This window comes from Streptomyces ochraceiscleroticus (genome assembly GCF_000720485.1).
GTDB lineage: Bacteria > Actinomycetota > Actinomycetes > Streptomycetales > Streptomycetaceae > Streptomyces > Streptomyces ochraceiscleroticus.
The window spans coordinates 29,602-47,034 of the sequence record NZ_JOAX01000023.1 but is presented as its reverse complement, the minus strand read 5'-3'; the positions used below and the strand labels follow the sequence as shown (position 1 = coordinate 47,034).

Below are 17,433 nucleotides of genomic sequence, written 5' to 3'. Positions count from 1 at the left end.
CGGGGTGCCCGGCCCCCTCCGTGCCCGGCTGCGGCGCCGTCTCGGTTGCTCGCGCAGTTCCCCGCGCCCCTGAAGGGGCGCGGGGAACTGCGCGCTCAGCCACAGCGCACGGGTGCGTCGGGCACGGAGGGGCAGTGAAACCGCCCGGCGCCGGCGCGGTCATCCGCAGCCGTCCGCCGGACGAGTCGGAATACCGCGGCCTTCGGCCGCAGCGCGTCAGCCGTTCACCTCGTCGAAGCGGCGGCGCAGTTCGGCGCGGCCGGCTTCGGTCAGCTCACCGTGCACGCGCATCCGCGCAAGGCCGCCGTCCGGGAAGACGTCCAGCCGGATGTGGGTGGCGGTGACCCGGTTCGGCAGCGCGAAGCGGTGAGGCGTATCCGGCTGCAGCTTCGTCTTCGGCAGGATCTCGAACCACGAGGACTCGTCCTCCGGCGTGCCGTCACAGCCGTACAGGGCCGCCCAGCCCGCGGAGTTGCCCTTGAGGTACGCCGTGTCGATCTCGATCGCGCGGATCTCGCCCTGCGCGGCGAGGCGGAAGCGGACCCAGTCGTTCGTGCCCTTGACGCGGCGGCGGCGGTTCTCCCAGCCGTCGTCCATCTTGCGGGAGAGGTCGGGCTGGATGATCTGGGTGGGCGAGGAGTAGAAGCGGTCCGAGGCATCCTCGACCGCGCCGCCGTTCAGTACGGACGCCAGGTCGATGGTGCCCAGGACGTCCAGCCACGCCGGGTCGGCCACGACCTCACCGTGCACGCGGAGGCGGGCTATGCCGCCGTCGGGGTGCTGCTTGAGGCGGAGGTGGGTGAAGCGGCGCTCGGCGGTGACCTCGAAGCCATTGGCGGCGTGGCCGCGCACCGGCGTGCGGGGGACGATCTCCTCCCACTTCACGTCGTCGGCGAGCAGCTCCTCCGGGCTCGGGCTGCCCGGTACGGAGGTGGCCTCGACGGTGACCTGCTGCGGGTAGTTGCCGCGGAAGTGGGCGGTGTCGACGATGATGCCGCGGATCACGCCGGGTACGGCGAGGCGGATCAGCGCCCAGTCGTGCTCGTCGTCGGTCGGGAAGGGGTGGTCACCGTCGGCGCCGCGGCGGCGCCGGGTCTCCCAGCCGTCCATGATCTTGCCCTTGTGCCCGAAGTGCTCCGGGTCGAACACGGCGCGCTCGCGCTTCAGCAGGTTCTCCCGCTCGGCGAAGAACTCGTCGTTCGCGGCGATCACGCCGGCGCCGAAGCGGCGGTCGGCGAGGTCGACGAGCGAGGTGAAGGCGTAGTCCCCGCCGCGGTAGTCGGCGTAGGGGTCGCCACCGCCGTACGGGGCGGCGTCGTTGGCGTGCGGATCAGTGGAGGAGGCGGCCGGGGTGGTGGTCATCTCTGCCCTTCGTCGTCCGGTGGTGGGAGCGCCCGGAAGCGCTCACTACTGACCTTCGCAGAGGCATTCGGGCAGGTCTATCGAAAGTTTCTGGAGTGGTTTTTAAGGAAAAGCGAAAGGTGGGATACGGGCGGCGGTCGGCTACTGGTCGGACAGTCCCGCCGCCACGTGCCGCAGCGCGGCCAGTACCTTGGCCATCCCCGGCGCGTCCTCAGCCCCCCGGCGCACCGCCGCGATGACATGGCGGCGCGGCTGGTCGGCGTGGAGCACCCGGACCGCCACCCCGGCGCCGCCGCGCTCCGGCCGCATCGCCATCCGCGGGACGAGCGCCACGCCCATGCCCGCCGCGACCATCGCCAGGATCGCCGCCCAGTCGGCCGCCGCGTGCGCCTGCTCCGGCACGAACCCGGCGTTCTCGCAGGCCGTGGTGGTGATCTGGGACCACGGCCCGCTGCGCCCGAAGATCCACGGTTCGCCCGCCAGATCGGCCAGCCGCAGCCCCGGCTCGGCGGCCAGCGGGTGCCCGGCCGGCAGCGCCACGTCCAGCGGGTCGGCGAGCAGCGACAGCCGGGCGAACTTGGGGTCGCGCGGGGTGGGGGCGTGCGCCGCGAGGGAGAGCGCGAGGTCCACGCTGCCCTCCGAGAGCAGCTCGTACGCCTCGGCCGCCTCGGCCTCCCGTACCCGGACGACCAGGCCCGGGTGGGTGCGCCGCAGCTGCTCGACGGCCGGTACGACCAGCGCCGGGATCGCCGTGGAGAACGCGCCGACCTGCACCTCGCCGGCCTCGCCCTGCAAGTACCCGAGCAGCTCGGCGTCCGCCCGCTCGAGCTGCGCGAAGACCGCGTCGGCGTGCCGCAGGACGAGGTGGGCCGCGTCGGTGAGGCGTACCCGGCGGCCGTGCGCCTGCAGGAGGGTCACCCCGAGCTGCTTGGCGAGCCCGGTGAGCTGCTGCGAGACCGCCGAGGGCGTCATGTGCAGCGCCTCGGCGGTCGCGGTCACCGTGCCCAGCTCGCCGAGCGTGCGCAGGATGCGCAGCTTCTTGATGTCCCAGTCGGCCATGCGGGCAGCGTATGCGGTCACCGTGCGGCTGTTCGCGGTACACCGGCGGCGAGCACCACGCCGCCCAGGATCAGCACCATGCACAGGATCTGCACCGGGCCGGTGTGTTCGTCGAGAAGGAGGAGGGAGAGCAGGGCGACGCAGACCGGCTGGAGGTAGTAGACGGCGCCCGCGCGGGCCGCGCCGACCAGCGCGATGGCCTTGTTCCAGGTGAAGAACGCCACCGCGGAGGAGAAGATCCCGACGTACAGCAGCGGTCCGACCGTGTCGACGCCGAGCGCGAAGCCGCCCTGCACGGTGAGGCTGACGGCGTACGCGGGCGCCAGCAGCAGCGTGCCGATGAGGAAGGTCACGCAGAGGAAGACCGGGCCGGTGAGCTCCGCGGGCTTGTGGCGCACCAGCGCGCTGTACCCGGCGAAGCAGGCCATGGCGGCGAGCATCCACAGCCCGCCACTGGCCAGGTCCAGCCGGAACAGGGCCGTCGGGTCGCCCTTGCCGAGCAGGGTGAGGACGCCGGCCGTCGCGACCAGCATGCCGGCGGCGCGCCGGGCGCCGATCCGCTCGCCGCCGCGTCCGAAGCGCCCGAACAGCACCATCAGCGTGGGCGACGCGGCCATGATCATGCCCATGGTGCCGGCCGTGGTGGTCAGCCCCGCCTGGTGGACCAGGGTGTTGTAGAGCGAGACCCCGAGCAGCGAGGCCACCAGCAGGAAGCGGAAGTGGCGGCGGACGAGCGCGCGTTGCCGCCAGACCTGCGGGAGCGTCATCGGCGCCACGGCGAGCAGCGCGATCACCCACCGCCAGAACACAGCCTGCACGGGCGGCACGCTGTCGTGCAGCGCCCGGGTCGCGACGAAGCTGCCGGACCAGACGACGGTGGCGGTCAGCGCGAGCGCGAGGCCGGTGAGGGTGGCGCGCCGGGCGGCGGTGGGGCGTACGGACCGGGGTGCGCTCCCGGTCCGTACGGCTGCTTCGTTCTCCAGGACTGTCACGGCTTCCCTTCGGTCGGTGCGGATCACACCTACCGTGACAGCCCGGAACTCATCAGGTCCATCGAATGTTCCTGACGATTCCTTTCAGGCAAACTGAAAGGAGGTTCAAGCCCGAAAGGGTGAGGCGTCAGCCCTGCCGGGCCGCCTTGCGGGCCTCGCGGGCCGCCAGCCGCTCGTCGAACTTGCGCGCCTGGTCGTCCAGGCCGCCCATGAAGAGCCCCAGCTCCTCCTGCGCCTTCAGGCCCTCCGGGCCCAGGCCGCCGATCTCCAGCACCTTCAGGAAGCGCAGCACCGGCTGGATCACGTCGTCGTGGTGGATCCGCAGGTTGTAGATCCCGCCGATCGCCATGCGGGCCGCGGACCGCTCGAAGCCGGGCATGCTGTGGCCGGGCATCCGGAAGTTGACCACCACGTCGCGCACGGCGGACATGGTCTGGTCGGGGGCCAGCTCGAACGCCGCGGCGAGGAGGTTGCGGTAGAAGAGCATGTGGAGGTTCTCGTCCGTGGCGATCCGGGCGAGCATCCGGTCGCAGACCGGGTCGCCGGAGTGCAGACCGGTGTTCCGGTGCGAGATGCGGGTCGCCAGCTCCTGGAAGGCCACGTACGCCACGGAGTGCAGCATGCTGTGGTTGTTGTCGGACTCGAACCCCTCCGACATGTGCGCCATGCGGAAGCGCTCGAGCTGGACCGGGTCGACGGCCCGGCTGGTCAGCAGGTAGTCCCGCATGACGATGCCGTGCCGGCCCTCCTCGGCCGTCCAGCGGTGCACCCAGGTGCCCCATGCGCCGTCCCGTCCGAAGAGGGTCGCGATCTCGTGGTGGTAGCTGGGGAGGTTGTCCTCGGTGAGCAGGTTCACGATCAGGGCGATGCGGCCGATGTCGCTGACCTTGGACTGCTCGGGCGCCCAGGGCTCACCGCCCATGACGCCGTCGAAGTTCCGCCCGTCGCTCCAGGGCACGTACTCGTGCGGCATCCACTCCTTGGCTATCGCCAGGTGGCGGTTGAGTTCCTTCTCGACGACCTCTTCGAGCGCATAGAGGAGCTGAGCGTCACTCCAGGCGGTCTGGCCGCGCTCTCCGTCATGGTGGGCGGGGGCGATGGTCATACGGGGGTCTCCTGGGGACGTGGAGAAAACCTTACGGTTCCGTAGGTTACGGCATCGTAGGTTAGTTCCCCGTCAAGACGCATCGCCAGAGCAATCGGGTGAATCGGCGGAAATTGGACCTGCCGAGCACGACAAAAGGCGCCGAACGGTTCGTACGAACCGTTCGGCGCCTTGCAGTCTGTGGTGCCCCGTGAGCCTGGAAGGCCGGGTGTCAGCTCTTCTCGGCCTTGCGGGACTTGTCGCCCACCATGACCAGGCCGGCAATGATCAGGAAGAGGACGATCGGCGTCGCCACGTAGAGACCGAGCGTCTGGACAACACTCAGGCCCGGACCCGGGTCGTCGCCGTCATCGCGGGTGAGCGCGAAAGCAGGGGACGACATCAGCAGCATCAGCGCGGTACCGGCGGTGATCGTTCCGGCGCGCAGGGCGTGGTTCTTGACCTTGTTGCTCACGTACCTCAATTTATCGGACGCGTGATCGGCCCGCGCGCTCGGGGTGCCCTAACGGCTGACCTCTTCCTCCGGCACAGGCTCGAACTCGCGCATGAGCGCCCGCAGCCGCGGGGACTCCATGATCTCCTCCAGCGTCATCGGCCGGCCGTCCGGCGCCGCGACCGGCAGCCGCCAGTTCGGGTACTCCTCCGAGGTGCCGGGGAGGTTCTGCGGCCGCCGGTCGCCCACCGCGTCCGGCAGCCACACGCCGACCATCCGGGCCGGGGCCCGCAGCAGGAAGCGGTGCAGTGCCGCGACCGCGGTCTCCTCGTCGGCCGCGGTGTCGCCGGTGGCCGCGCCCTCCGGCAGCAGCCCCAGCGCGACCAGCCACTCCAGCCAGGTGGCGACCTCGGCGGCCTCGGCGGCCCGCGCCTCCTCCAGGGAGCCGTCCAGCAGCCCGATGCGGTGCCGCAGCGCGGTGTGCTCGCCGGTCAGCCGCCCGGCCGTGCTGGGCAGGTCGTGCGTGGTGACGGTCGCCAGGCAGTCCGCGCGCCAGTCCTGCGGCGGCAGCGGCGGCTGCTCCTCCGCGGTCCAGTCGCGCTCGAACCACAGGACCGACGTCCCGAGGATGCCGCGCCCCGCCAGCGCCTCGCGCACCCCGTTCTCGACAGTCCCCAGGTCCTCGCCGATGACCGTGGTGCCGGCGCGCGCCGCCTCCAGAGCCAGTACGGAGAGCATCGCCTCGGCGTCGTACCGGACGTAGGCGCCCTCCGTGGGCGGCCGGCCCTCCGGGATCCACCACAGCCGGAACAGGCCCATCACGTGATCGATGCGGAGCGCGCCCGCGTGCCGCAGCAGGCCGCGCAGCAGCGCGCGGAAGGGCGCGTACCCGGTCCGCGCGAGCGTGTCGGGGCGCCACGGCGGCAGCCCCCAGTCCTGACCGCGCGAGTTGAAGGCGTCCGGCGGCGCGCCGACGGACATGCCGGCCGCGAAGGCGTCCTGCCGGGCCCAGGTGTCGGCCCCCGACGGATGGACGCCGACGGCCAGGTCGTGGACGAGCCCGACGCTCATGCCCGCGTCGCGCGCGGTGCGCTGCGCGACACCGAGCTGCTCGTCGGTGAGCCAGGCGGCCCTGCGGTGGAAGTCGACACGGTCGGCCAGGGCGCGCCGCATCCGCTCCGTGCGGGCCGAGCGCGGGTCGCGCAGCCCGTCGGGCCAGTCGCGCCAGTCCGGGCCGTGCACCTCCGCCAGCGCGTACCAGGTGGCGTGGTCCTCCAGGTCCCGGCCCTGGACGGCGCGGAAGGCGTCGTACGCGGCCTGCCGGGCCGTGCTCAGCGGCACGGTCCGCAGCAGCTCCAGCGCTTCCTTCTTCAGCTCCCAGACCGCGTCCCGGTCGATCAGCGCGCCGTTCTTCAGGACGGCGTCCCGCAGCGCGGCGGCCTTCCCGGCCAGCTCATCGGCCCGCTGCCGGTCCGCGTCGGAGAGCTGCCCGTATTCGGGCACGTCCGTGATCCGCAGATGGACGGGATCGGGGAAGCGGCGCGAGGAGGGGCGGTACGGGGAGGGGTCGGTCGGCGGTCCCGGTACGGCCGCGTGCAACGGGTTGAGCTGCACGAAGTCCGCGCCGAGCGTCCGCCCGGACCAGTCGGCCAGCCGGGCCAGGTCGCCGAGGTCGCCCATGCCCCAGGAGCGCTGGGAGAGCAGGGAGTAGAGCTGGACCATGAAGCCGTGGGCGCGGCCGGGCGCCGGGGGCATCCGGTCGGGCGCGACGATGAGGTGGGAGTGCGCGGCGCGGCCCTCGGGGGAGTAGGCGCGCAGGAGGTGCACGCCGGGCGGCAGCGGCGCCGCACGCCCGCCGGGCACCAGGCCCCAGTCCAGCGTCCGCCCGTCCTCGGTGTCGACGCACAGCGTCGTGCCGCCGGGCAGCCCCGCCAGGTCCGGCGGGCGGCCCTCACGAGTGACGAGGGTGGGCGGGAGGAGGGCACGGGCCGGTCCGTACTCGTACGCGTCCAGTGCGTCACGGACGGCCTGCGGCGTGGAGGCGTCGACCCCCAGCGCGGCGAGCACGGATACGACCGTGTCCTCGGGTACGTGGACGGTGCGGCCCGGCGCGGGCTCGTAGGACGTGGTGACGCCGTGCAGCCGGGCGAGCCGCGCTCGGCCCATCAGACCTCCATGGGCTCCGTGCCGTAGCCGGCGGCGGCGGGCTCACTGGTGAGCGGCAGCCCGGCGGCGATGGGGGTCTCGCTGGTGAGGGGGGTGGTGTCGGCGAGCGGGGGCTCGCTGGTCAAAGGGGGCTCGGAGAACATGAACGAGCCGGATCCGTCCAAGCCGCAGTCCGGGTCGGAGACCCCTGCCAGCAGATCCGGCTCGGTCGGTTTGGAGAGGGCGTCGAGAAGAAGCTGAGCGGACGGAGCCACGAGGGCCTCCCGTTCGTCGAGAGTAGGACACGAGGGCCTTACCCAATCCATGCCGTCGCAGACGTATCCGGTCGCTAAACGTGCGCCACCTCACACCTTCGCCCTGACGAACGATTTCGCGGTGCGGGCCGGTCCCCCACGCAGGAGATACCGACTAATCGGACATCATAGCGAAACTCCTGCGGCATTTCCTGCGGACTCGCACCCCCGCGTGTCTCGCCCGCCACACAGGGCAAAGGGGGGCACTTCGGTAACCGTCGTTGACACCTCGACCCCCGAGTGGTGGGCTCACAGCCAATGGCGGCCGCTCCGCCGACCGACCACATGGAGCGGGCCCGGCCAGTGAGGCCGCAGACCGACGGGGACGAGGAGAGGCCGTGCGATTCCGGGGCGCCGGCGCCAGGAAACGGAACGGCGCCGGGTCCGGCGCCAGGGTGGCAGGCACGACGGCACTGGCCGCCGCCGTCATAGGGGGACTCTTCGGCGGCGTACCGGCCGCCCAGGCGGCCCCCGACGAGTCGGCCGTCGGCGCGCCCGACCAGGCCGCCGACGCGGGAGAGACGCCCGCCGTCTGGCCGCGCCCGCAGTCGCTGCGGCCCCTCGGTACCGCCGTGCCGCTGGGCACCGCCGTCACCGTCGTCACCGACGGCGACACCGACCCGTACGCCATGGACGCGCTGCTCAAACTGTTGCGCGGCGCCGGGGTCCGTACGGTCCACGAGGCCGGACCCGGTGCCCCGCTGCCGTCCGACGGGCCGCTGATCCGCGTCGGCGGGCGGCAGGCGGCCGACGCGCTGCGCGCCCTGCACGCCCCGGCCCGCGGCACGGACCTGCCCTCCGGCGGCTACCGCCTCGCCACCGGCCAGGTCGCGGGGCGCGCCACGGTCGCCATGGAGGGCACGGGACCCGACGGGCTCTTCCACGCCGTGCAGACCCTGCGGCAGCTCATCGTGCGGGGCGAGGACGGCGCGCACCGGGTGGCCTCCGTCGCCGTGCGCGACTGGCCGGGCACCGCGGTCCGCGGCACGACCGAGGGCTTCTTCGGCGCCCCCTGGTCCCAGGCCGAGCGCCTCGCCCAGCTCGACTTCATGGGCCGCACGAAGCAGAACCGCTTCCTCTACGCGGCCGGCGACGACCCCTACCGCCAGGCCCGCTGGCGCGAGCCCTACCCGGCAGCCCAGCGCGCGCACTTCCGCGAGCTGGCCGAGCGGGCCCGTGCCAACCACGTCACGCTGGGCTGGGCCCTCTCCCCCGGCCAGTCCCTGTGCATGTCCTCCGAGGAGGACCTGCGGGCCCTCACGCGCAAGATCGACGCGATGTGGGCGCTGGGCGTGCGCAGCTTCCAGTTGCAGTTCCAGGACGTCAGCTACAGCGAGTGGCACTGCGACGCCGACCAGGACGCCTTCGGCAGCGGCCCGGAGGCGGCGGCGCGCGCCCAGGCGAAGGTCGCCGGCGCGCTCGCGGCCCACCTCGCCGACCGTCACCCCGGATCGGCGCCGCTGTCGCTGATGCCGACCGAGTACTACCAGGACGGCTCGACGGCGTACCGGGAGGCGCTGGCGGCCGCGCTCCCGGACCGGGTGGACGTGGCCTGGACCGGCGTCGGCGTCGTCCCGCGCACCATCACCGGCGGCGAACTGGCCAAGGCCCGCGAGGTGTTCGGGCACCGTCTGATCACGATGGACAACTATCCGGTCAACGACTACGCGCAGGACCGGATCTTCCTCGGCCCGTACACCGGGCGCGAGCCCGCCGTCGCCACCGGCTCCGCCGCCCTCCTGGCCAACGCCATGGAACAGCCCACGGCCTCCCGCATCCCCCTCTTCACCGCCGCCGACTACGCCTGGAACCCGCGCGACTACCGTCCCCAGGAGTCCTGGGAGGCGGCCCTCGACGACCTGGCGGCGGAGCAGGCGGGCCAGGCGGACGGCGGGGCCGGCGCGGCCGCCTCGGACGCGGACCGGGACCGGCTGGCCCGCACCCGCGCCGCGCTGCACGCCCTCGCCGGCAACGACGCCTCCTCCGTCCTGCACACCGGCGAATCGGGCTACCTCCGCCCCCTCATCGACCGCTTCTGGAAAACCCGCGCCGCCGCGATCGACAGCGGCGACCCGGCCCGCGACAAGGAGTACGCCAAGGCCGCGGCCGCCCTCCGCGCGGCGTTCACCACGATGAGCGAGACCCCGGAGCGGCTGACCGGCAGCCTCGCCACCGAGGTACGCTCCTGGTCCTCGCAGCTCGCGCGGTACGGGCGGGCCGGCGTGCAGGCGATCGACATGCTGCGCGCCCAGGCCCGCGGCGACGGCACGGCCGCGTGGCGGGCCCAGCGTGCGGCGGAGGACCTCCGCGAGGACATCGGCAAACGGTCGGCGACGGTCGGCAAGGGCGTGCTCGGCCCGTTCCTGGACCGGGCGCTGCGCGAGTCCGACGCCTGGACGGGCGCCGCCTCCGACGCCCCGGCGCCGCATGAGGCCGCCCACGCGACGTCCCTGACCGTGCCCTTCGCGCGCCCCCGCACGCTCACCGCGGTCACCGCGCTCACCGACCCCTCCCCGGACGCCGCGCGCGCCTCGGTGGAGGCCCGCGTCCCGGGCAAGGGCTGGCAGCGCCTCGGCCGCCTCTCCGCCTCCGGCTGGACCCAGACCGCGGCCCACGGCCTGCGCGCCGACGCGGTCCGGCTGCGCTGGGGCCACGACGACCCGGCGCCCTCGGTGACGTCCCTCACCCCCTGGTTCGACGACACGGCACCGGCCGGCCTGGAGCTCTCCCGCGAGGAGGCGGACGCCGAGCCGGGCGGCACGGTCGACGTCGACGTGCGCCTCTTCTCCCGCCGCCCCGCCGACGTCCACGGGCGGCTCCGCGTCCACGCCCCCAAGGGCTTCGCCGTGCACGCCCCCGACCGCCTCACCGCGCCGCGCGGCGGCACCGCGACCGCCCACGTCCGGCTCGCCGTCCCGAAGACCGCCGGCTCCGCCACGCACAAGGTTCCGGTCACCTTCGGTGACGAGAAGCAGACCCTGACCGTCCGCACCTTCCCGCCCACCGGCGGCAAGGACCTGGCCCGCGGTGCGGCTGCGGTTTCGTCGGGCGACGAGACCGCGGACTTTCCGGCCTCTGCGGCTACGGATGGTGACCCGAAGACCCGCTGGTCCTCGCCCGCCGAGGACGGCGCGTGGCTCCAGTTCGCGCTGGACCGGCCGGTCCGGCTCGGGCGAGTGGTGCTGCACTGGCAGGACGCGTATGCGGCGCGCTATCGCGTACAGGTTTCGGGGGACGGGCGTACGTGGCGGACCGCGGCCACCGTCCGGGACGGGAAGGGTGGCCGCGAGTCGGTCCGGATGGACGCGAAGGACGTCCGTTACGTCCGGGTGCAGGGCGAGAAACGGGCGACCCGGTACGGGTACTCGCTGTGGGGCGTGGAGGCGTACGCGGTCTCGCCGTAGGGCGGACTCCCGGTGGCACGGTGCCGCCACGTTGTGGCTGGTCGCGCAGTTCCCCGCGCCCCTTCAGGGCGCGCCCCGTAAGGGGCGCGGGGAACTGCGCGAGCGACCAGCGCGGCGGCGCACCCGGCCGACGGCCGTAGCCCCCACGGCGGGTGGCCGGGGCTCGCCCCGGAGACGCGAATGGCCCGGATTTACGCGGAAACCGCGTCAATACGGGCCATCGCATCATCCGCGCCGTACGGCTGCAGGTATGGCAGCCAGCGCGGATCCCTATGCCCTGTGCCGATGATCCGCCAGGCGAGGCCCGACGGCGGCGCCGGCTGATGCCGCAGCCGCCAGCCGATCTCGGCGACGTGCCGGTCAGCCTTCACGTGATTGCACCGGCGACACGCGGCAACCACGTTTTCCCAGGTGTGCTGCCCGCCACGGCTGCGCGGGATCACGTGGTCGACGCTGGTTGCGACGCCACCGCAGTACGCACACCGGCCGCCGTCGCGCGCGAAGAGCGCACGGCGGGTCAGGGGAACGGGGCCTCGAAAGGGCACCCGGACGAAACGCTTGAGACGGACCACACTGGGCGCGGGCATCGCGCGGGTCGCACTGTGCATCAGGGCGCCGGAATCCTCGAGGCTGACGGCCTTCTCATTGAGGACGAGGATGAGCGCGCGGCGGAGCGGTACGACGCCGAGCGGCTCGTACGACGCGTTGAGGACCAGGACATGCGGCACGGGTGCCTCCTTGTACGCCGGCGGCGCGTGGCTCGCGCCGGGACGATCTCCCCACAGTGTCCCCCGGTGCCTGGTCGGAGCGCCACCATGACCAGGTAACGGGTCGGAGGTGTTTTCGACCACACTTCTTTACTGCCCAGCATTTCGGCCCGCGCTACTCGAACAGCGGCGCGGACTGCCCGCGTTGCCCCGTTAGTGTGGTTGGTCTGCCCGATGTGCGGTGCGTGCCGCCCGGGTCTGCTGTCCCATACGGAAGGTCCTTGCTGTGTACTGGTCCGCTTCTCCGGTCGCCGCCGCGGCGCCGGATCCGTCCTCCATATCCGAGGCCACGGAGAAGGCCACCGACGCTGCCAGCTGGGTGCAGGCGAACTGGCAAGGCTGGCTCAACGCCGGTCTGCGCATCATTCTGATCATCGTCATCGCGCTCGTCCTGCGGTCGCTCGTGCGCCGCGCGATCACGAAGTTCGTCGAGCGGATGAACCGCAACGCGGGAGCCGCGCGCAACGGCGCACTGGGCGGTCTGCTGGTGAACGCCGAGCGCCGCCGCCAGCGCTCCGAGGCCATCGGTTCGGTCCTCCGCAGCGTCGCTTCTTTCGTGATTCTCGGCACAGCGGCCCTGACGGTCCTCTCCGTCCTCAACATCAACCTCGCCCCGCTGCTGGCCAGCGCGGGTGTGGCCGGCGTCGCGATCGGTTTCGGCGCCCGCAACCTCGTCACGGACTTCCTCTCCGGCGTCTTCATGATCCTGGAGGACCAGTACGGCGTCGGCGACACCATCGACGCGGGCGTCGCCTCCGGTGAGGTCATCGAGGTCGGGCTGCGGGTCACAAAGCTGCGCGGCGCCGACGGCGAGATCTGGTACGTACGCAACGGCGAGGTCAAGCGCATAGGAAACCTCAGCCAGGGCTGGGCCACGGCCAGCGTCGACGTCCAGCTCCGCGCGAGCGAGGACCTGGTCCGCGTCCGCGAGGTGATCACTCAGGCGGGCGAGGAGATGGCCAAGTCCGAGCCGTGGAACGAGCGCCTGTGGGAGCCGGTCGAGGTGCTCGGCCTCAGCGAGGTCTTCCTCGAATCGATGACGATCACGGTCTCCGCCAGGACGATGCCGGGCAAGTCCTTCGCCGTCGAACGCGAGCTCCGCTGGCGCATCAAGAAGGCCCTGGACGCGGCGGGCATCCGCATCGTCGGCAACCAGCCGGTCCCGGAGGACGCCGAGGACGCCGCCGACCCGTCGGCCGGAATGGCCGCCCCCTCGGCCTTCAACAACCCCCTCTCCGCCCAGTCGGTGGCCAGCAACCCGATCACTCCCCCTGCCCAGGGCTCGTCCACGAGCCTGAACAAGTAACGAGTAACCCCACGCGCGTACACCGTTGGCCCGCTCCCCTGTGACAGGGGAGCGGGCCAATTGCGTGCGACCCATTGACGGCCCACGCACGGGGACTTACCTTCCTGGAAGTTGATTGGAAAGTTTCCTAACAGATCAGCTTCTCCACAGATCGGCTTCCTCACAGAGGGTGGGTTCGGACATGGCGGGGACGCCTCGGGTGCTGCGGGCGATGAACGACCGGGCCGCGCTGGAACTGCTCGTGGCGCAGGGGCCATTGACCCGTACGCAGATCGGCGAGCTGACCGGGCTTTCCAAGCCCACCGCCTCCCAGCTGCTGGGGCGGCTGGAGGCGGCCGGACTGGTACGGACGACCGGCAACGTGACCGGACGGCCCGGGCCCAGCGCGCAGCTCTACGAGGTGAATCCGGCGGCGGCGTACGTGGCCGCGCTGTCGGTGGATCCGGGCGGGGTGACCGCCGTCGTCGCGGACATCACCGGGCGGGTGGTCGGCGAGCGGCGGGCCACCGCCGGGGACGGGGACCGGCAGGACACCGGGAGCGCGACCGCCCGGGTGGTCACCGCCGCCGTGGACGGGGCACTGGAGAAGGCCGGACTCGCCCGGGAGGACCTGCACGGGGTCGTCATCGGGACGCCGGGCGCGCTGGACCCGCGCACCGGCGAGCTGCGGTACGCGCCGCACCTGCCCGGCTGGCACTCGCGGTCGCTGCTGGGCGAGTTGGGGGACGCGCTGGGGGCGCCGGTCGTCATCGAGAACGACGTCAATCTGGCGGCGCTGGCCGAGCAGCACGACGGGTCGGCTCAGGACCACGACGACTTCGTGCTGGTGTGGGTCGACGAGGGGGTCGGCGCGGCGATCGTGCTCGGCGGGACGCTGCTGCGCGGGGCGACCGGCGGGGCCGGGGAGATCGGGTACATGCCGCTGCCCGGGGCGCCGCTCGCGCGGGGCGGACCGGACGCGACGGCCGCTCCGGACGCGGGCGGCGGCTTCCAGAGCCTGGTGGGGCAGCCCGCCGTACTCGGGATCGCCCGCGGCCTGGGGCTGGCGCCGGCCGATGTCACCGAGGCGCTCGCGGACCCGGGCGTCGTGGACGAGGTGGCGCGCCGGCTGGCGACGGGCCTGGCCGCCGTCGTCGCGGTGGTCGATCCCGAGCTGGTGGTGCTGTCGGGGACCGTCGCGCAGGCGGGCGGCGAGCGGCTGCGCGTGCGGGTCGAGGAGGAGCTGACCGGGCTCGCGCTCCCCCGCCCGCAGCTGCGGATCAGCGACATCGAGGGCGACCCGATCCTGACGGGCGCCCTGCGGACCGCCCTCGTCCAGGCCCGGGACGCCGTTTTCGACACGGCCTGAGGGGCCGTGGCCCCGCCCCCTGCCCCACCCTTGAGAAGGGTCATGTCATGTACTCACCAAGACGCGCCGTGCGCGGCACCGCGGCGGCCGTCGCCCTGCTGCTGGCCGCCGGCTGCGCCAATCCCGGCGTCGGCAGCGACCGGGACGATCCGACGAAGCCGGTCACGCTGAAGTTCTGGCACGGCTGGTCGGCACCGGGGGAAGTGAAGGCGATCGACGGCTCGCTCGCCCGGTTCGAGGAATTGCACCCCAACATCCACGTCGTGGCGACCGGGAACGTCTCGGACGAGACGACCAATCAGGCGCTGCGGGCCGGCGGCAACGACGCCCCCGACGTGGTGTCGTCGTTCACGACCAACAATGTGGGGCAGTACTGCGATTCGGGGATGTGGACGGACCTCGATCCGTTCATGGCGCGCAGCCACCTGGTGAAGGAGAAGGTCTTCCCCAAGACACTGCTGGAGTACAGCAGTTATGAGGGAAAGCAGTGCGCGCTGCCGCTGCTCGCCGACGTGTACGGCATGTACTACAACAAGGACGCGTTCGAGGAAGCGGGCATCGCGCGGCCGCCGCGGACCATGTCGGAGCTGGTGCGGGACGCCAGGAAGCTGACGAAGAAGGCCGAGGGCGGCGGGTACGAACGGGTCGGGTTCATGCCCAACTTCCGGATGTACCAGAACAGTCCGGACCGGCTGTTCGCGCAGTGGGGGCCGACGTACTTCGACGGCAAGGGCAATTCCCGGCTGGCGAAGGAGAAGACGGTACCGGAGTTCTTCCGGACGACCGGCGAGCTGATGAAGGCGCAGGGCGGGTATGCGGCGCTGGAGAAGTTCCGCACGACGTTCGGTGACGAGATGTCGTCGCAGAACGCCTTTCTCACCGGGAAGCTGGCCATGCACCTGGACGGTGAGTGGCGGGGGCTGATGCTGGACGAGGCGAAGGCGAAATTCCGGTGGGGGACGGCGCCGCTGCCGGTGCCGGACGACCGGCCGGAGACGTACGGCCGCGGCTTCCTGACCGGCACGGTCGCGGGCATCGCGCACAGCAGCAAGCATCAGAACGCGGCGTGGGAACTGGTGAAGTTCCTGACCGCGGACACAAAGCAAGTGGTGCGCTTCGCCAATGCCATTCACAACGTGCCGTCCACGAAAGCCGCGTTGAAGTCGCCTGCTTTGGACGGTGACCGCTCGTTCCGTACGTTCCTCGATATCGCGCGCAATCCGTACAGCACGGCGCTGCCGCCCTCCACGAACGGCGGCCAGTACGTCGTCTCGCTGCGCGACTTCGCCTACAAGGTGGAGGCGGGGAAAGTGCCCGATCTGCCGGCCGGGCTGCGCGGACTCGATGCACAGATAGACGCCGACACCCTCCAGTCCAAGAGCTGAGGTCGCATCCACCATGGCTCTCTCCCCCGCGCCCGCATTGCGGCGCAAGCACCGCCGCACCCGGCTCCGTACGCTCGGATTCCTCTCGCCGTGGCTGGTCGGCTTCTCGGTCTTCTTCGCGTATCCGCTCCTCGCAACCGTCTATTTCTCGTTCATGCACTACAACCAGATCAAGGAGCCGACTTTCGTCGGGCTGCGGAACTGGACGTACGTGCTCACGCAGATGCCACTCTTCGGGCCCGCGCTGTGGAACACGCTGTGGCTCGTCGTCGTCATGGTCGCGCTGCGGGTGGTCTTCGGCCTCGGCATCGGCATGCTGGTCACGAAGATCAAGACCGGCGTCGGGCTGTTCCGTACCGCCTTCTACGTGCCGTACCTGGCACCGCCGGTCGCCGCGACCGTGGCCTTCGTCTTCCTCCTCAGCCCGGGCGGCGGCCCCGTCAACGAGGTCCTGTCGGCGGTCGGCATCGACTCGCCGCCGACCTGGTTCAACGATCCCACGTGGGCCAAGCCGTCGCTGGTGATGCTGTCCCTGTGGGGCATCGGTGACCTGATGGTCATCTTCATGGCCGCGCTGCTGGACGTGCCGAAGGAGCAGTACGAGGCGGCGGAGCTGGACGGGGCCGGCGCGTGGGCCCGTTTCCGGTACGTCACCTGGCCGTCGATCACCCCGATCGTGATGTTCGCGGTGGTGACCGGGGTCGTACAGACGATGCAGTACTACACACAGGCCCTGGTCGCAGGGAAGCTCGCCTCGGGCGTCTCGATCGGGCCCGGCACGGTCATCCAGCCCGGCTATCCGGACCACGCCACGCTCACCGTGCCGCAGCTCGTCTACTCGCTCGGCTTCCAGAACTTCAACACCGGTGCCGCGTGCGTGCTCTCGCTCGTGCTCTTCGCGATCGCGATGGCCTTCACCACGTTGCTGATGCGCAAGCGCGCCGGCCTGCTCTCGGCGGAGGACTGATCCCACATGATCCGCAGAAAGCGCCTCCTCCACTGGATCGCGGTGCACTCCGTGGCCGTCGCCGCCGCGCTCTTCTTCCTCCTCCCCTTCGTCTTCGTCTTCCTGACCTCGGTGATGGGCGACGGGCAGGCGATGAGCGGCGATCTGTGGCCGCACGAGTGGCACTGGTCCAACTACGTGCAGGTGTTCACCACGCCGGGCTTCCTGGACTGGTGGCGGAACTCGCTGACGTACGCGGTGCTGGGCACGGTGTTCACGGTGTGCTCGTCCCTCCCGGTCGCGTACGCGCTGGCCAAGTTCCGCTTCCGCGGGCGGCGGACGGCGATGCTGCTGGTGATCTCGACGATGATGCTGCCGCCTCAGGTCATCGTGGTGCCGATGTACCTGGTGTGGGCCCAGCAGTTCCATCTCTCGGGGTCGCTGTGGCCGCTGATCATCCCCATGGCGTTCGGGGACGCGTACTCCATCTTCCTGCTGCGGCAGTTCCTGCTGACGATCCCGAAGGAGTACCTGGAGTCGGCGCGGGTGGACGGGTGCGGGGAGCTGCGGACGCTGCTGCGGATCGTCGTGCCGATGGCGAAGCCCGGCATCGCGGCCGTCGCGCTCTTCCAGTTCTTCTACTGCTGGAACGACTACTTCGGGCCGCAGATCTATGCCGCGCAGAATCCGGGCGCATGGACGCTCTCGTACGGACTGGAGACGTTCAAGAGCGCCCACATGGTCGACTGGAACCTCACCATGGCGGCGACGCTGCTGGTCATGGCTCCGGTGATCGTCGTTTTCTTCTTCGCGCAGCGCGCCTTCGTCGAAGGCGTCACTCTCACAGGGGTCAAGGGCTGAGGAACT

13 protein-coding genes and 1 pseudogene are annotated in these 17,433 nt (G+C 71.7%); 6 read left to right on the top strand and 8 right to left on the bottom strand.

What is annotated here, in order from left to right; all coding sequences use genetic code 11:
- Nucleotides 1-216 precede the first annotated feature (216 nt).
- The 7 genes from alc to IG84_RS0126175 form a co-directional block, all read right to left on the bottom strand.
- A complete protein-coding gene (gene alc / locus IG84_RS0126205; RefSeq protein ID WP_031062164.1) occupies nt 217-1,362 on the bottom strand; it encodes an allantoicase in 1,146 nt (381 codons plus the stop codon).
- A 141-nt stretch (nt 1,363-1,503) separates the two neighbouring features.
- Nucleotides 1,504-2,421: a LysR family transcriptional regulator gene (locus IG84_RS0126200; protein WP_031062161.1), complete on the bottom strand. Its 918-nt coding sequence runs from the start codon at nt 2,419-2,421 to the stop codon at nt 1,504-1,506.
- Nucleotides 2,422-2,438: 17 nt separating this feature from the next.
- Complete coding sequence (locus tag IG84_RS0126195) at nt 2,439-3,413, bottom strand: DMT family transporter (RefSeq protein ID WP_031062160.1); 975 nt, start codon at nt 3,411-3,413, stop codon at nt 2,439-2,441.
- Between the two features lie 127 nt (nt 3,414-3,540).
- Nucleotides 3,541-4,518 (bottom strand): acyl-ACP desaturase, encoded by a 978-nt coding sequence (locus IG84_RS0126190; RefSeq protein ID WP_031062157.1) that lies wholly within the window; start codon nt 4,516-4,518, stop codon nt 3,541-3,543.
- Between the two features lie 211 nt (nt 4,519-4,729).
- Nucleotides 4,730-4,972, bottom strand: coding sequence for a hypothetical protein (locus IG84_RS0126185; protein WP_031062155.1), 243 nt, complete (start codon nt 4,970-4,972; stop codon nt 4,730-4,732).
- Between the two features lie 48 nt (nt 4,973-5,020).
- Nucleotides 5,021-7,117: a 4-alpha-glucanotransferase gene (gene malQ, locus IG84_RS0126180; RefSeq protein WP_031062152.1), complete on the bottom strand. Its 2,097-nt coding sequence runs from the start codon at nt 7,115-7,117 to the stop codon at nt 5,021-5,023.
- Nucleotides 7,117-7,371 carry a hypothetical protein gene (locus IG84_RS0126175; RefSeq protein WP_031062150.1) on the bottom strand — a complete coding sequence of 85 codons (255 nt, stop codon included), beginning with the start codon at nt 7,369-7,371 and terminating at the stop codon, nt 7,117-7,119. Before IG84_RS0126175 ends, malQ begins: the two co-directional genes overlap by 1 nt.
- A gap of 434 nt (nt 7,372-7,805) precedes the next feature.
- Between IG84_RS0126175 and IG84_RS0126170 the strand changes: the two genes are divergently transcribed.
- On the top strand, nt 7,806-10,814 hold the full coding sequence (locus IG84_RS0126170; RefSeq protein WP_031062148.1) for a glycoside hydrolase family 84 protein: 3,009 nt from the start codon (nt 7,806-7,808) through the stop codon (nt 10,812-10,814).
- Nucleotides 10,815-11,005: 191 nt separating this feature from the next.
- Here IG84_RS0126170 and IG84_RS0126165 read toward each other — a convergent pair whose 3' ends face one another.
- A complete protein-coding gene (locus IG84_RS0126165) occupies nt 11,006-11,542 on the bottom strand; it encodes an HNH endonuclease (protein WP_031062146.1) in 537 nt (178 codons plus the stop codon).
- 265 nt (nt 11,543-11,807) lie between these two features.
- Here IG84_RS0126165 and IG84_RS0126160 point away from each other — a divergent pair, with 265 nt between their 5' ends.
- The 5 genes and pseudogenes from IG84_RS0126160 to IG84_RS0126140 all read left to right on the top strand — a co-directional run.
- Nucleotides 11,808-12,887 carry a mechanosensitive ion channel family protein gene (locus IG84_RS0126160; protein WP_031062144.1) on the top strand — a complete coding sequence of 360 codons (1,080 nt, stop codon included), beginning with the start codon at nt 11,808-11,810 and terminating at the stop codon, nt 12,885-12,887.
- Nucleotides 12,888-13,068: 181 nt separating this feature from the next.
- Nucleotides 13,069-14,235 (top strand): ROK family transcriptional regulator, encoded by a 1,167-nt coding sequence (locus tag IG84_RS0126155; protein WP_031062143.1) that lies wholly within the window; start codon nt 13,069-13,071, stop codon nt 14,233-14,235.
- A 47-nt stretch (nt 14,236-14,282) separates the two neighbouring features.
- Nucleotides 14,283-15,620 carry an ABC transporter substrate-binding protein gene (locus tag IG84_RS0126150; protein WP_051862448.1) on the top strand — a complete coding sequence of 446 codons (1,338 nt, stop codon included), beginning with the start codon at nt 14,283-14,285 and terminating at the stop codon, nt 15,618-15,620.
- A gap of 13 nt (nt 15,621-15,633) precedes the next feature.
- A complete protein-coding gene (locus IG84_RS0126145) occupies nt 15,634-16,587 on the top strand; it encodes a carbohydrate ABC transporter permease (protein WP_031062140.1) in 954 nt (317 codons plus the stop codon).
- A 12-nt stretch (nt 16,588-16,599) separates the two neighbouring features.
- A pseudogene (locus tag IG84_RS0126140) lies at nt 16,600-17,427 on the top strand (carbohydrate ABC transporter permease); the annotation flags it as partial.
- Nucleotides 17,428-17,433 lie beyond the last annotated feature (6 nt).